This window comes from Pseudoalteromonas sp. NZS71, assembly GCF_015864715.1.
In the GTDB taxonomy this organism is placed as follows: domain Bacteria; phylum Pseudomonadota; class Gammaproteobacteria; order Enterobacterales; family Alteromonadaceae; genus Pseudoalteromonas; species Pseudoalteromonas arctica.
This window is the reverse complement of record NZ_JADYWS010000048.1, coordinates 1-16,122: the sequence shown is the minus strand read 5'-3', so window position 1 is coordinate 16,122 and position 16,122 is coordinate 1. Positions and strand designations below refer to the sequence as shown.

10 protein-coding genes, 1 tRNA gene and 2 pseudogenes are annotated in these 16,122 nt (G+C 38.4%); 9 read left to right on the top strand and 4 right to left on the bottom strand.

Annotated elements, in window-relative coordinates; translation table 11 throughout:
* The first annotated feature begins 188 nt into the window (after window positions 1-188).
* From I6E85_RS20105 to I6E85_RS20080, 6 genes and pseudogenes are all read left to right on the top strand, one after another.
* Window positions 189-265, top strand: a tRNA-Arg gene (locus I6E85_RS20105).
* Between the two features lie 1,232 nt (window positions 266-1,497).
* Window positions 1,498-2,673: an exo-beta-N-acetylmuramidase NamZ domain-containing protein gene (locus I6E85_RS20100; RefSeq protein ID WP_197237286.1), complete on the top strand. Its 1,176-nt coding sequence runs from the start codon at window positions 1,498-1,500 to the stop codon at window positions 2,671-2,673.
* Window positions 2,674-2,682: 9 nt separating this feature from the next.
* Window positions 2,683-4,341, top strand: coding sequence for a penicillin binding protein PBP4B (gene pbp4b, locus I6E85_RS20095; RefSeq protein WP_197237285.1), 1,659 nt, complete (start codon window positions 2,683-2,685; stop codon window positions 4,339-4,341).
* Between the two features lie 191 nt (window positions 4,342-4,532).
* Window positions 4,533-5,909: a Na+/H+ antiporter NhaC family protein gene (locus I6E85_RS20090; RefSeq protein ID WP_007583783.1), complete on the top strand. Its 1,377-nt coding sequence runs from the start codon at window positions 4,533-4,535 to the stop codon at window positions 5,907-5,909.
* 252 nt (window positions 5,910-6,161) lie between these two features.
* A pseudogene (locus I6E85_RS20085) lies at window positions 6,162-7,904 on the top strand (potassium/proton antiporter).
* Window positions 7,905-8,189: 285 nt separating this feature from the next.
* The gene (locus I6E85_RS20080; RefSeq protein WP_197237284.1) at window positions 8,190-12,104 is read left to right on the top strand and encodes a hypothetical protein; all 3,915 of its coding nucleotides are present in this window, start codon (window positions 8,190-8,192) and stop codon (window positions 12,102-12,104) included.
* A 64-nt stretch (window positions 12,105-12,168) separates the two neighbouring features.
* Here I6E85_RS20080 and I6E85_RS20075 read toward each other — a convergent pair whose 3' ends face one another.
* The 4 genes and pseudogenes from I6E85_RS20075 to I6E85_RS20065 all read right to left on the bottom strand — a co-directional run bounded on the left by I6E85_RS20075 (window position 12,169) and on the right by I6E85_RS20065 (window position 14,247).
* Complete coding sequence (locus tag I6E85_RS20075) at window positions 12,169-12,792, bottom strand: hypothetical protein (RefSeq protein WP_197237283.1); 624 nt, start codon at window positions 12,790-12,792, stop codon at window positions 12,169-12,171.
* Window positions 12,779-13,261, bottom strand: a complete 483-nt coding sequence (locus I6E85_RS20070) for a sigma-70 family RNA polymerase sigma factor (RefSeq protein WP_231621108.1) — start codon at window positions 13,259-13,261, stop codon at window positions 12,779-12,781. Before I6E85_RS20070 ends, I6E85_RS20075 begins: the two co-directional genes overlap by 14 nt.
* A gap of 211 nt (window positions 13,262-13,472) precedes the next feature.
* Window positions 13,473-13,604 (bottom strand): annotated as a pseudogene (locus I6E85_RS21100) (RNA polymerase sigma factor); the annotation flags it as partial.
* Window positions 13,605-13,617: 13 nt separating this feature from the next.
* Complete coding sequence (locus I6E85_RS20065) at window positions 13,618-14,247, bottom strand: energy transducer TonB (protein ID WP_197237282.1); 630 nt, start codon at window positions 14,245-14,247, stop codon at window positions 13,618-13,620.
* 155 nt (window positions 14,248-14,402) lie between these two features.
* Here I6E85_RS20065 and I6E85_RS20060 point away from each other — a divergent pair, with 155 nt between their 5' ends.
* The 3 genes from I6E85_RS20060 to I6E85_RS20050 all read left to right on the top strand — a co-directional run bounded on the left by I6E85_RS20060 (window position 14,403) and on the right by I6E85_RS20050 (window position 16,002).
* Window positions 14,403-14,909: a DUF3087 domain-containing protein gene (locus I6E85_RS20060; protein WP_007583795.1), complete on the top strand. Its 507-nt coding sequence runs from the start codon at window positions 14,403-14,405 to the stop codon at window positions 14,907-14,909.
* Window positions 14,910-14,943: 34 nt separating this feature from the next.
* Window positions 14,944-15,393, top strand: coding sequence for a low molecular weight protein-tyrosine-phosphatase (locus tag I6E85_RS20055; RefSeq protein WP_010555493.1), 450 nt, complete (start codon window positions 14,944-14,946; stop codon window positions 15,391-15,393).
* Between the two features lie 99 nt (window positions 15,394-15,492).
* The gene (locus tag I6E85_RS20050; RefSeq protein WP_007583799.1) at window positions 15,493-16,002 is read left to right on the top strand and encodes a hypothetical protein; all 510 of its coding nucleotides are present in this window, start codon (window positions 15,493-15,495) and stop codon (window positions 16,000-16,002) included.
* Window positions 16,003-16,122 lie beyond the last annotated feature (120 nt).

Sequence of the window (16,122 nt, the reverse complement as noted above, 5' to 3'; positions counted from 1 at the left end):
GCATAGCTCAGCTGGATAGAGTACTCGGCTACGAACCGAGCGGTCGGAGGTTCGAATCCTCCTGCGCCCACCACTTTCATATTTTCATACACTTTTAAGTGTAAGAAAAATAAACCGATGGAAATCGGTTTTTTTATGTCTGAATTTATACGCTCTGCTTAGAGTTTAAATAAGCAATCTATGAAAGTGGGTGCATAGCTCAGCTGGATAGAGTACTCGGCTACGAACCGAGCGGTCGGAGGTTCGAATCCTCCTGCGCCCACCACTTTCATAAATAAGCCGACATTAAGTCGGTTTTTTTGTGCCTAAAATAAAGTGAAATGTAGAGTTTAGGAGGATTGAGAACCAAGAAGTCGGAGGTTCACTCTTACAAGATACGTCCTGCGTCCACCACTTTCATAAACAAGCCGACATTAAGTCGGTTTTTTTGTGCCTAAAATAAAGTGAAACGTAAACTACCACTCCTGTAGCCGCAGAGCTTGCTCGCGTGAGAAGCGCCAGCTTCTAATCACTTACCACCGATATAACTGATACTTTATTTACGAGCTTCGCTCGTCGCGTCAGCAAGCTGCACGCCTACAAGTAAAACCAGCCCTAATCTTTAAATCTAAACTCCGAGTTTATTCATTCGTTGTAGACGCTGAGCTTGCTCGCGTGAGAAGCGCTAGCTTCTAATTACTTACCACAGATATAACTGATACTTTATTTACGAGCGTTGCTCGTCGCGTCAGCAAGCTGCACGCCTACAAGTAAAACTAGCTCTAATATTTAAATCCAAACTCCGAGTTTATTTATCCGTTGTAGACGCAGAGCTTGCTCGCGTGAGAAGCGCCAGCTTCTAATTACTTACCACCGACATAACTGATACTTTATTTACGAGCTTCGTTCGTCGCGTCAGCAAGCTGTAAGCCTACAAGTAAAACCAGTGCTAATCGTTAAATCCAAACTCCGAGCTTATTCATCTGTGGTAGACGCTGAGCTTGCTCGCGTGAGAAGCGACAGCTTCTATTCCCCCCTCAAAAATATAATTTATAAGATTTTATTCGTTGGCAACGCCAGAAATAAGTAATTTATTCACAAAGAGGTTAAGAGGCGCTGCGCTTTTAGAGGTAGTAATAAAGCTAAGCTAAATTAATAAACCCGGGCTTATGTCTTCTCATTTACTTCTCTTTCGCTTCTCTATGTGTAATAGATCTTTAAGTGGTTCATTGACCAAGAAATTAAATAACTAGAAGCTTTTAGCTCTAAGAAGGTTAAATACGGTCTTTAAGCTTAAAATGAGAGGTGGTATTTTCAAATAAAACTAGCTCTAATTTTTAAATCTAAACTCCGAGCTTATTTATCCGTTGTAGACGCTGAGCTTGCTCGCGTGAGAAGCGCCAGCTTCTAATGGCTATATCTAATCACTATATCTAAGCCCACTTAGCCCCTTTCTAAAGCTGCTCTTTATTATTACCTATGTTATTTTAAACGCCTTGTTTAAAAGGATATTGCAGTATGTTTAAAACCCTATTTATTACTTTATTTTTTATTTTTAGCGCCATTTTTATTGCAAGCGTGCACGCCCACGAAGTTAATAACTCACTTGTAGTAGGTGCGCAGCAATATGCTAAATATTTACCGCAGTTAAAAAATAAACGTGTAGGGCTAGTAGTCAATCAAACATCAAGCGTAGGGGAAACTCACTTAGTAGATACTCTACTGACTAAAAACATAAACATAACTAAAATTTTTGCACCTGAGCATGGCTTTCGTGGCGATCACGATGCGGGCGCACATGTAAAAAATGCCGTTGATAGCAAAACCGGTATTCCACTTATTTCTATTTACGGTAAAAATAAAAAACCAAGCCAAGCTGCTTTAGCCGATGTTGATGTGATTATTTTTGACATTCAAGATGTGGGAGTGCGCTTTTATACCTACATAAGCTCTATGCACTACATGATGGAAGCCGCTGCAGAGCAGGGGATAGAATTTTTGGTGCTCGACAGGCCCAATCCAAATATTACCTACGTTGATGGGCCAATATTAGAGCCAGAATTTAAATCGTTTGTAGGCATGCACCCAATTCCTGTGTTACACGGCATGACCGTTGGCGAACTTGCCAAAATGATCAAAGGCGAGGGCTGGATCAATAAAGCGGCCGATTTAAAATTAACGGTGATCCCTGTTGATCATTACACTCGCAAAAGTACTTACAGCTTGCCTGTAAAACCCAGCCCTAACTTACCTAACGATCAAGCCATTGCGCTTTACCCATCACTTTGCTTTTTTGAAGCAACGCCTATTAGCATTGGTAGAGGCACCGACTTTGCATTTCAAGTAATTGGCTATTCGCCAGTAGCATTAGGTGATTTTAATTTTACACCGCGCGCAATTAAAGGCGCTGCTTTAAACCCTAAATTTAAAAACCAAACCGTGCAAGGGCTCGATTTAAGACAAGCAAATATTTCAGGTTTAAATTTAACTTACTTAATAAATGCGTACACGGAGCTTACTAAAAATAACATCTCGTTTTTTGAGCGCGCTGACTTTATGGATAAGCTAGCGGGTACTAATAAATTGCGCTTAGCTATTGAAGCAGGGCAATCAGAAGCGCAAATAAAACAAAGCTGGCAGGCGGGGCTTGAGCAATTTAAAGCGCAAAGAGCGCCTTACTTGTTATATAAATAAGGGCTAAGCATGTTTATTGCTGTAAAAAATCAAAGGTGTGGTTATATCGAACAAGCATTTATAGCGGCATTGAGCTTTATTATTGTGGGTTGTAGTACACCACCTGAGCCTATTAGCTCGGTGCTACCACTTACAAAAAGCCAGCTTGTAGAGCTGCCTAATGCACAAGTGGTTGTAACGTTTCCTGAGGTAAATCCAAGTAGCCGGTTTTATGTAAATAACCGAGGCACGTTTAAAGCTTACAAAGGGCGCGGGCAATTATTAATACAAAACCATAACGCACAAAGCGCCGATATTTACATTAATAATAAAAAGCTCGACGTTAACCAACTAAGCGCCAACACCTTATATAATTACAGTTTGGCAAAAAATACTCACAACGGTGTTAATACCTTTAAAGTTGAAAATATTCTCCCTGCTGGCGCAAGTTTAACGCTGCGTTTTGCATTTCCTACTTTAAGCGATGAACCAAAAAAGCATATAGATTTTACTGAAGTAGACGCATTAATTGAACGCGATGTAAAAGCAGGTTTTCCTGGGGCTGTGTTGGCCGTTGTTAAAAATGGTGAGCTAATAAAATTAACCGCCTATGGCGATGCAAAGCAATATCAGCAAAGTGATTTAATGCTACTTCGTCCAGAGTCCATGCAAACTAATACCTTGTTTGATCTTGCCTCAAACACCAAAATATTTGCCACCAACTTTGCACTTATGAAATTAGTAAGCGAAGGGCTGTTAAATATTAATAAACCCGTGCAAAGCTACCTAAGCGAATATAAAGGCGAAGGCCGAGCAAAGCGCACAGTAAAAGACTTACTCACTCACAGCGCCGGATACCCGCCAGTATTTGACTTTCACCGTAAAGATGGCAGCAATGGCGACGCGTTTTATTCGCAAAACAGTAAAACCACCAAACAGCTATTACTTACCAGCGTGCCTTTTAGTAGTAAATCATCTGGGCAGCATGTTTACTCAGATATTGATTACATGATTTTAGGCGTACTAATTGAGCGCATTACAGGGCAGCCCCTTGACGAATACCTAGAGCAGCAAGTGTACGCGCCACTAAAATTAACTAACACGTTATTTAATCCACTTAAAAAAGGCTTTAAGCCACAGCAATTTGCAGCCACTGAGCTTAGCGGCAACACGCGAGACGGGCGCATTAAGTTTGATAATGTTCGCACTGGGGTTTTACAAGGCCAAGTGCACGACGAGCGCGCTTACTATTCTCTTGATGGCGTAGCAGGGCATGCGGGGCTATTTAGTAATGCTCACGACTTAGCCGTGCTTTGCCAGCTATTATTAAATAATGGCGGCTACGGTGACCAACAATTATTTAGTACAAGCGCCTTAGCGCAATTTTTAACGCCGCAATCAAGCGACGAAACCTACGGGCTTGGCTTTAGGCTTGCTGGTAACAACCAAGCAAGGCGTTGGCACTTTGGCCCTTATGCAAGCGCGCAGGCTTATGGCCACACAGGTTGGACAGGTACAGTGACCGTAATTGACCCCGCTTACGACTTGGCTATTGTTTTACTTACCAATGCTCGCCATAGTGCAATTAAAGGCTCGCTAAAACGTTACGAATTTACAGGCAAACAATTTGAAACCGCACAGTACGGATCGGTAGTGTCGCTTATTTATGAAGCGTTACTAAATCAATAAGCTATCGTATAGGTTAAAACGTACTAACTGTGCCACCTTAAGTGATTTATTTACAGGTGACTTGAGTAAGCCAATCCATTAAGCTAAGCGGTCTATAAAACTAAGCCGGTTTATGTTGTTAGGCTTAACAAATAAGCGTTAAAACGCGTACAAAGCGAGGTTTACTCGCTAATAATTAAGGTTAACTTTTTATGCATTGGTATTCTATTTTACCGCCGCTAATTGCGATTGCTATCGTGTTTTGGCGAAAAGAAGTGATTATGGCGCTACTTGTTGCTGTTGCTTCTTCTGAGTTTTTACTCGCCTTTCAGGGCGAAGGTAATAGCTTGTTTGATACTTTTTTAAATACCATTGAACGTATTATTTCGGTTGCCAGCTCGCCAGGTAATACACGCATATTAATATTTAGTATTTTAATTGGTGCACTGCTTGCCTACATTCGCGAATCTGGCGGCGTTGCAGCAACTGTTAATATGCTAATGAACAAAGGCATTGCAAAAAGTAAGCGCCAAGTGGGCTTTTTAACCATGTTTACCGGTATTGCGGTGTTTATAGAATCTAACCTGAGCGTACTTACCTCGGGTATTTTATCGCGTGGCTTGTTCGATAAATTTAAAATGAGTCGAGCGCGTCTAGCGTACATTATTGACAGCACTAGTGCGCCAGTGTGTATTTTAATACTACTTAACGGTTGGGGTGCATTTGTACTTGGTTTGTTAGGTAACTACGAGCTAGGTGAATCGGCTGTATCGGTTTTGTGGGGCAGCGTTGGGTATAACTTTTACGCCATAATTACCCTTGTTATTGTTTTTTACACAATCGCGTTTGATAAAGTGCATGGCCCAATGAAAGAAGCCGAAGAAAAACTAGAGCTTCAAACAACCGACTTAAAAGATGAAATAAAAGCCTCTAAAGCGCGTTACATGCTAATCCCGCTTATTACGCTCATTACCAGCATGGTTGGCTTTATGTATTACACCGGTAATGGTGTATTGGCAGAGGGTAGTGGTTCTAAGTCAGTATTGTACGCAACGGTTTTAGCCATTGTTGTCGCTTACTTTTTAATGATTGGCTCACGTAAATTTACGCACCATCAATTAGTTGATACCGGTTTTAAAGGTATGGGCGAATTAATGCCATTGGTCGCCATTGTACTGCTTTCGCTTACACTTGGCGCAAGCTTAAAAGAGCTGGGTACTGGCGTATTTGTAGCGTCACTTGTTGGTGACTACTTACCTATTTACCTAATAGTACCGGTGCTGTTTTTAACCGGCGCAGTTATGTCGTTTACTACAGGTACATCGTGGGGTACGTTTGCTATATTAATCCCAATTGGTGTGCCACTTATTCAAGCGCTAGGTTTACCGCCATCGCTTGTTGTAGGTGCTATTTTGGGTGGTGGTATATTTGGCGATCATTGCTCGCCTATATCCGACACCAGCGCTGTATCGGCTATTGCATCGGGGTGTGACTTACTCACCCACGTTAAAACGCAGCTACCGTATGCCTTATTTGGTGGTGGCCTTACGTTTTTAGCGTACTTAGTAACAAGCATTATTGTTTTATAAAATTTGATTATTTAAATACTCAAAAGCCTGCTTAATCGCAGGCTTTTTTGTTTTCAAAATAAATAAAGCTAATTAAGATAGAGCCAAGCAATACCAAACTCAAAGGCTCTATAGTTATTAGAAAAACTATTTAATTATAGACTTAAGTACCCGTATTTATATTTTTTAGGTTATTGTATAGCATGAGCTTTAAGCTTTTTGATAGCTGGCAATTCTTACTTTTCAACTCATATAAGGCTGTAAATCCACACTATGTTTGCAATTGATAATATCATTCTCGTTAGTGCCATATTAATTTTACTAGGAGTGATCTCGAGCAAGTTATCTGCACGCGTTGGCTTACCTGTACTGGTGCTATTTTTACTTGTAGGTATGCTCGCAGGTGAAGACGGTATTGCAGGTATTTCATTCGACAACGCAGAGGCCGCACATGCTTTGGGTACTCTTGCGCTTGCCATTATTCTATTTGATGGCGGTTTACAAACGCCTACCAGTTCAATTAAACAAGTGTGGAAACCCGCGTCTGCTTTAGCAACCGTCGGGGTGTTATTTACCGCTGTAATTACAGGCCTTGTGGCCACTTATATTTTAGACCTGCCCATATTACAAGGTGTTTTACTGGGCGCTATTGTTGGCTCTACAGATGCCGCAGCAGTGTTTGCGCTTTTACGAAGTGCGGGTATTCACTTAAACAAAAAGCTTAAATCTACCCTTGAAATAGAAAGTGCATCGAACGATCCAATGGCTATTTTTCTAACAGTTGGTTTGTTATAAATGCTCGTTAACGACATGCCAATAGGGCTGGATTTACTACAGTTATTTGCTCAACAAATGGGTGTTGGCGCTATTTGTGGTCTTTTAATTGGTAAGGTATCGGTTTGGTTTATTAATCGAATTAAACTAAATGCATCGGGTTTGTATTTAGTGATGGTAACCGCATTTGGACTGCTTTCTTTTGGCCTTTCTGCAACGCTCGGCGGCAGTGGGTTTTTAGCTGTATTTATAACGGGTGTTATTTTAGGTAACAGCAAATTTGTATATAAACGCGGTATTTTTCTTTTTCATGACGGCTTAGCATGGCTTGGGCAAATAACCATGTTTGTTGTATTAGGACTTCTTATTAATCCGTCGTCGTTGGTTGATGTATGGTTAGAAGGATTGCTTATTGCATTGGCACTCATTTTTGTTGCTCGCCCATTAGCGGTAGCGCCTATTTTAAAACTGTTTGGCTTTAATAATCGCGAAACCTTGTTTGTATCTTGGGTTGGCCTTAGAGGCTCAGTACCCATTATTTTAGCTATATTCCCATTACTATTTGGCCTTTCAGGGGCTGAACTTATTTTTAATGTCGTTTTTTTCGTGGTGTTAATTTCAGCCACGTTACAGGGCTCAACAATGCCTTGGATGGCTAAAAAACTTAATTTAGTAGAGCCGCCACCTGATCTCGCTGCTGCAACGCTTGAAATTACAGCGCTAAACGATATTGATATAGAAATTGTAGAATACACCTTAAGTGATGTTTCTCGGGTTTCTGGGCGCAGCTTGTCACATGCGGCACTTCCTGAGAGTGTGGTTGTTGCTATGATCACACGGGGTCCGTCAATCATACCGCCACGAGGCTCAACTAAGTTAAAAGCAAACGATCACTTATTTGTTGTTTTAAAACCAGATAACAGACCTTTTGTTGATTTAGTTTTTACAGCAACCGATAAAACAAACCATCAAGATAGCCACTTAGCTCACAACGAACTTAAAGTGAAAGGAGTAACGTTGGTAGGTGATATATTTTACTCTTACCATATGCACATAGACGCCCCAGAAGAGATAAGCTTGGAAGAAGTGATTAACCAAAAGCTCTCAGGAGAAGTCAGTAAAGGCGATATTGTTGTTATTGGCAATGTGCAAATACGCGTTATAACAATGGTACATACACGCATAGTTACCATTGGCTTAAAGTACTTAAACAATCCAGAAAAGCGACTTTTAAAGCAGTAATCATTAACAATTATTTGTTTAGCGTTAGGCTCACGTTTATAGCGTACGTAGGTTGGGTTGAGTGGCACGAAACCCAACGGATCGCTAATGCAATGAGCACACCGAAAGCTAGTTATATGTAGTGTTTTTTGTAGGTGAACAGCTAGCTGGCGCGTCGTGCTAACTTATTTTTTCTTTCCAAACAATATGTTATTAACTTAATTATATGGTTGATAGTTTTGTTATATTAAAAACTGAGATATGCTAGCTTAAAATTTTTAAGCTATTTTAAAAGGATTTTATACGATGATTTCTGAAGATATTCCAGCTGAAGATATCCCATCTGAAAAAAAGAATGATGGATATACGCCATACTTCCTAAGTGCAACAGATGAAGTTGAGATAGATTGTGATGTCTCAAATGTTTTTGACCAAGTTATTGCATCTGATAAAGCATACAATATTGCTATAACAGGCCCGTATTCATCTGGAAAATCTAGCTTTGTGAGCTCTTATAAAAAGAAGAACTCTGAGTTTTCTAATACATCAATTGATGTTTCACTAGCTGCTTTTCAGGTTGATGAAGTGGGAGGTGGGAATAATAAATCAAGTAAGTCAGAGGTTTTTGACTTTGCAAATATAGAAAAAAGCATTGTCCAACAAATTATTTATAAAGTGCCTTCTTCAACAATTCCAAAATCTCGCTTTAGTAAATTAGCTACTTCCAAAGATACTACCAAGTGGAAGAGCTACATACTTGCTTCGCTTTGGCTTCTGTCTATTTTTTATATTTTTAATCCAAAAAGTTATATTTTTATTGATCCTATTAGGCCAATACTTGGGAAATATTTAGAGTTTTTTAACATTGGTTTATCCTTAGTTATGCTTGTAGGTTGCCTACTTGGTATTGCATTTATATTTAAGTATTTAAAGAATACCCTACCACTTTCTAAAATAAGCTATTTAAACCCGACCAGTGCAGAAATCAGTTTTTTTTCAGAATCGGACTCTGTATTAAATAGAACCCTTGATGAACTGGTGTATTTCTTTTCTAGTTCACAATACAACAAAGTGATATTTGAGGATTTAGAAAGGTTAAATAAGCCTGAGATTTTTACAAAATTACGTGAAATAAACATTATTTTAAATAATAGTGATGCAGTCAGAGAGAAGCATAAAAAAGGGGTTAAGTTTATTTATGTAACTAAAGACGATTGCTTTTCAGCTACAGAAAGAACTAAATTCTTCGATTTTATTCTACCCATAATTCCGATTATTCATTCAAATAACTCATATAATAAAATTCTTGAATTAATTTCTACAATTAAAAATGAAAAAATTTCTCGAAGATTTTTAAGAGATGTTACTGTTTTTATTGCAGATATGAGGGTTTTGCAAAACATAGTTAACGAATTTTACTTTTACAGAAAGCTAGTTAGTCATGATCAAAGTTTATCTGACGATAACTTATTTTCGCTAGTTTTATCTAAAAACATGTTCCCCGATGAATTTGAGCTTCTTCAACAAAATAGTGGGAATATATTTTCTGCTTTTGATACATCAAAAATAAAAAAAGAAGTAGTTGAATGTAAAAAAGCAACTATTAGTGAGTGCGAAGAAAAAATTGAAAAAATTCAAAATGCGATAAAATTTACTGAAAATGAGTATGAAGCGCTCATAAGATGGAAGCTTCAAATAATTACAAGTCAATACCCTGGGCTGCGTGGTTGGAATTTTGGGCAAGAGACTATTAGTGATAACGATTATCATTCTGTTTTATCTGGTTTGCGAAAAGGTCTTGAATTAAAATTGTATAACTATGGCGCACAAGTATCATTAGCTGAAAATGATGAATATTTGGAGATCCAAGGTTACTTAGAAAAGCTAAAGATGCTAGATGAGCCGAATGAAAAAGTTGAGCAACTTAATCGTAAAATGAATGAAATTTCAATATTAATAAGTAAAGTTGAGAGTGCTTCACTCAAGGAAATGTGTTCTCTTTTTGAGGGGGAAAGAGAAAACCTTACAGGTTATAAATCAGATCATATTATTCACTACTTGTTGCGTGAAGGATATATCTATGAGGACTATCAAAAATACATTTCAATATTCTATGAAGACGAATTAACTCGTAATGACTTTACCTTTAGAAACAATATTGCTTATGGAAAGAAACCTAATTTTGAATATTATTTAAATAACCCTTCAGGCATTGTTAAATTACTGGATGAAAATAGCTTTTCGCAAACCGCTATTCTTAACTTTGATCTTTTTGAATATTTAATCTCCGAAAAACACCCATTTTTAAACCAAAGCTGCATTATATTAGATAATAGTCCTGAGCTGCTTATTGAGTTTATTGATAAGTTAGAAAGTAGTAAGTCTATTGACATATCATCAATGCTCGAAATTTTAGTATGTAGTAGGTCTAATTTTCTCGAGTTAAGTAAAAGCTATACAGATAAATTTGGGGAGTGGTGTTTTAAATTATGTAAGAGAAAAAGTTTCTCTAGTGTTGATTTAAATCATTATCTTTATTTGACGAAGCATTTTAATGAAAATACCCAAACAGTTGTAGAAATAGCAAGTGAGCCAAAGGAACTCAAAGAAGTAATTCTCGATAATATCATTTCGCTTGATCCTTTGTTGGAGTTAGTTGAATTTAACCATAAAAATGATGAGCAATGTGAAGTTTATAAAACTCTATATAAAGAGAGATGTATAAGAGTTACCTCAACTAGCTTACATAGTTATTTTAATTGTGTTCACAAAGATGAAGATTTTTCTTTAGCTTATATTCTGAAAGCTAAGGATGAATTGCTAATCGAAAGTATTGCTGATATTGACATACTTCAGCAGTTAGTTGAAAAGTATTGGATAGAGACCACTAAAGGGGGTATCGAGGACGAGAATTCAATAATTCACATGCTGAAGTCTGATATCTCCTTTGAAATAAAAGAGCGGTTAATAAGCAGTATACCTATTCCACTTTTAAGTATAAGTAGCTCAAAACTAGATGACATCACTCATTTGAAACTATCAAAACAAGGTAAAGTTATACCTTCTATCGAAAATTTAGTCACTATATTTGCTTATATTGATCATGATAGTGATTTCTTCGAAGATTTTAATATAGAAGCAGACAGAGTAGTTTCAGCTAATCTTGAAGATTTACTTTTAGCTGTTCAAAACTTGGACAATGTCGATTTACTTTTTGGTCTTACAGGTATTATTTTATTTAATGTTAAAAAACAAGCTACATTCCAGTCATTAATAAACCCTTTGAGTAAGCATATACGTGATCGTGAATTAGATAACTTAACTGATCAGAAGTTTGAGTACTTAATTAAAGAACATCTAGTAAGTTACTCTGACCAACTTAAAAGTGAGTTTGAGAAAGATAGGCCTGAGCTTCTTCCATTATTAATTTCGTGCAATAAAGATGAGTTTTTAGAGACAAATCAGTTTTACGATCTTAGAGACGAAACGCTTTGCTCCATTGCTAAATTAAAGGCTTTTAGTAATGCTGAGATACTGGCCATTTTTGAAAGCTTAAGTGAAAGTAGTTTCTTTTATTCTGATGAATTAGCTTCTTGTTTTGCTGATTTGCTAATAATTCAGCCTTCTGATGAGGTATCTGAGAAGTTGTTTGGGCACTTAGTTGAGCATGTAGAACCTAACTCAAAGAAAGGTCAGGCCTTAATTCGTGCAATGCATAGTAAGTTCAATCCCATTTATCTTATAGAAAATATGACTTTTGATTGTATTCCTTTTTTCTCACTAGAAGACAGAATACGTATTTTTGAAAGTGGTGAAGTGAGCAATGAAAACAAGTTATCGGCAATTGCTAGTTTAAGTGATGAAGAATTTAAAAGTCCTAAAATAGATACTATTAATTTAAGCTCTTTGGCTTGTGATATGCAATTTGATGGAGTTAAAGAAGTTAACTTAATTAAGTTGGCTTCAGAGTTATGTACTGACTCTGATTTAATTAAATTTTTAACCTGTCAAATCGATTTATTATCTGAGGATGGGGTGAAAAAAATCTGTGGTTTCTCTACAGAGCAGATTTCAAAAATTAATATAGCTAAAACTCACTTTGAATTACCTATTACTGAAGAATATGATGCTTTTTCTTCATTGATGTCAGATAAAAAATTGATTAAAAGAAAAAAAATCACTACAACAGATAAAATTAGAGTTTATTTAAATAATTCATAAAATAACAAGCTACTTGGTGGTAATAATTTTTTAATTACCACCAATCTCAACTGGACCAATCCACCTAAGCCCCACACTGCTTAACCCCAGCGGCCGCACGTTTAAGTGCAATAATCTGCCCTTTGCCGTTATGCGCCATAGCGAGCATATCACCCGTATTTATATTACTTTCAACTGCATGTTTACCCTTTAAATCACTTAACAGTGAATGCTTAATTTGTACGAGTACCTCGTCATTACAGCTGGCTATGTACCAGTCGTTATCTACCTTCACTAGAGTGCCGTATTCTATGTGGCGTTGTTGGTGGCGGCGTAAATCGTTAGCTAATTGATTATCAAGCGCGTCTTTTTGTTCTGTAATAGAGCTTGCGTAGCTACCAGCTTGGTTTATTTCGTGTGTTTTAATAATTGAATAGTCGTGAATGTCTATAGTGTTAAATACGCTGTTAAGTACGGTTTTAGGCTCTGTATTTATTACGTTGTTATTATCAAACACAATAAAGGCGAACACACCGAGTGCGCAGGCAAGGCTGGTTAGCTGTAGCGTAAAGCCGATCTTTTTAGGCTTAGTGTGCGTGGCTTTATTAAGTAGCACTTTTTGCTGATCACTTGTAAGTGTTGTGCGTGCTTTTCGCTCTTTGTAGTGTTGTGTGAGCTTTTGCTCAAGCGGCTCATCAGGCTTGTTCATTGTTTGCTCCTAATAAACGTTTAAGGTTTTGCTTGGCATAGCGCAGCCTTGTTTTAATGGTCTCAAGGCTGCTTTGCGTTATAAGTTCTATGTCGGCGAGCGAAAAGCCTTCTTGTTGTAATGTTATGGCTTCGCGCTGTACAAAGCTGAGTTGTTTAAGTGCGGCGTCGAATGCTTCGTAACTTATATTTGTATCGCTTTGCTCACTTTGCTTTGCAGGTAAATGCGTGTTTTCGTCAAGCTCTACAAAGTGCTGTTGCCTGCGGTATTCGTCAATGAGTGTGTTGCGGGCAAGTTTAAACAACCACGCTTTGGGTGTGGTTTGGGCTTGGTAAAGGTGGCGTTTTTCGATTACTTTTAGCCATGTTTGTTGGCTTACGTCGTATGCTAAATGCGTATTAGATTGCGTAATAGGGTCTGTTGACCTTTCAAGATTAAATTTGCAGCAGTCTGTTTGGTATTTAGGCAAGGCAGAGCCTATGTGGTGTGGTTATTCCCCATAAATAGGCGATAACGCAGCATTAATGCCAAACAGGCGCTGCCCTTCGGGTTCTGCCTAGGGGCAATTTACTCTTTGTTGCTCGGTTTTGACTTAGCCCACTAGGTTACAAACCTCGCGCCGCGATTAAATAGCCCCTAGCTTGAACAAATTTTAATCCGCAAAGGCCAACAGACCCTGAGTAGTAGTATAAGTCGTTGCTATAGAGGGCAATAAGCTGCTCTAAGTAACGATTGTCGCCACTTTTTGCGTAACTTGCCATGCAGTCCTTGCTTGGCGTTTCAAATAACCATGACTTAATACTTAGTAGCATAGGCTCATCGCTCTTATTGTTGTAATTTAAAATCGAGCTGTACGGTTTGACCTGTTTGTAATTGTGCCACACCTTCAATTACTTTGGGGCGATATTTCCAGCGTTTAATGGCTCGTATTGCTTCGCGATCAAAGGTACGTTTTGGCTCGGCGTTAATAACTACTGGGTCGATTACTTCCCCCGTTGGCGAAATACTAAAGCTTAGTTGCACCCAACCTTCAACACCATCGCGTGCTGCTGTGGTTGGGTATTTAGGGTTTATGCGCACTATGGGTGTTGCATCCCCTGTTGGGCGATTAATGGTGTTGTTAATGTCGCCACCAAAATCGTCAATTGTAATCGGCGTAAAGTCGCTAATTGCCAACACAGGATCGGCTGATGTATCAAGCGGTGGAGCTTTTTGCGGCACTTTAGGCATTGGCGGTGGCGGCTGTATTTTTTGTATATGCCTGACTTTTGAATCCTCAGGGAGGTGAAAAATTTCTACTATAATATCGTCCCCTGGTTTTACCGGTGCGCGTTGCTCGCCACTTATTAAATATTGCATAAACGCAAAAGCTGCAAAGGTCATTGCGGCGCCGCCGATAACGGCAGTCGATGTTTTAATAAATACTGGGTTGTTAGGTACTTCAAGTATGTGCATAAGCCGCTCCAAATTTTATTGACCACTACAATTAGGGTGTTTTCAAAGCTATAACGGGTGGCAAATCAAAAAGGGGTGAAATAATTTTATAAAAAATGTGGGGTTTAGTTACAATAGCCATTCGCAAATATTAAAACTTAACTTTTTAGGCTATTATGCAACTCATTGAAATAAATAAAGCGCGTTACCGTAAACATTTAAACCGTGTTATTGCAGGATGTGGTATTGGTTTGGCTGTAGGCAGCTTGGCTATATCGCAAACGCTGATTGCTTTATTTCCTGATGAAAGTGGTAGCCACTTTCATTGGAACTTAATAGGTGTTGCTATTACTAGCGTTGGGCTTGCATGGTTACTTCATAAATACCGTACACATACGTTTATGACAGAAGTTGTTTATGTGTGGGAGCTTAAAAAAGCACTTAATAAAATAACCCGTAAAATGGCTAAGTTAAAAGCCGCTGGCCGTGAAGGCAATGCCGATGCGTTATTAGCGATTCATTATAGCTATGCGGGCTCTCGGTTATTGTGGCAGCTAGACGATAACCTAATCACTATGGACGATTTAGCCATTAAACAAGCTGAGCTTGAATCTGTTGCAGCGCAACATAACGTAACGCTTAACGTTGAAGATTACGACGCAAGTATTTTAAAACAGTTTTAAAGCTTAGGTTTTTAAATTAGTTAGAGGAGCCTTAATGAAAAAAGTACTCATAGTTTGTTTAGGTAATATTTGCCGCTCGCCAACCGCAGAGGCGGTATTAAAAGCCCGTGCTAAAAAGCTAGGCGTTAACGTTAAAGTTGATTCGGCAGGGACTATTGGTTACCACGAAGGTAAAACGCCTGATAGTCGCTCAATGGCTGCAGGGGAGAAGCGCGGTTATAGTTTTAAAGGTATTTATTCACGTAAAGTACGTACAAGCGACTTTACTGAGTTTGATTTAATTTTAGCGGCCGATACGCAAAATTTAGCTGATTTAACAGCGCAATGCCCTGAGCATTTACGCTATAAGCTGGCGCTATTTTTAGAATATGGCGAGCAAGCCCAAAGCGCTATTCCCGATCCTTATTATGGCGGCGATGATGGCTTTGAAAATGTGCTCGATTTAATAGAAGCGGCTAGCGATAAAATACTCGCTAAAATTTAATCCCTATTTTATTACTAAAGCTAAATTTAACGAGCTTTTTGTCGTATTGCATGATGTTCCTAAAGTAAGTACATTTTATGCTTACTCAAAGGGAACTTTATGAAAATAAAAATATTACTACTCACTTTATCTATCGCTTCTTGTTCTACTTTTGCTAACGATGTTAGTTTTTCGATTGGGGGTGGCTATCCTTATTTAGTTATTCCTGAAGTGTCTTTGTCGGCTAACGACGACACACAACGCTGGTATGCAAATTATAAACTAGGCCTTGATGATGGTTTTTCAGCCGGTTTTGAACAAGCAGTTAGCGATAATAAAAAACATGCTTTTGGCGCGCTTGTAGGTGCAATTGGCGCAAGAGATACAGACCAAGAGTGTGAAAGTTCAACTAATGATGTAGCAACTGACTTTGCTAATACGCTAGGTTGTGTAATTGGCGGAATTTTTGATGAAGAAACAACAAACGGCATAGGGCTTACGTACAGCTATAACTTTAATGGATTGAACAGCGCTGGTTTTAGATTAGAGCTAGATGTGGGCTATGGTAAAGCAAGCGACAGCAACGAAAAAAGAGCCGATGGCGGTATTAGCGTAAGTTACGAATTTTAACTACGTAGAATTTGTATTAGTTGGTATTAAAAAAGGCGCATAAAGCTGTCTCTTGATCACAAGTCTGACTCAAGAGATTTTGCTAAATCGTAGCCTTCCAGGATGGCTTGTAACTTAAGC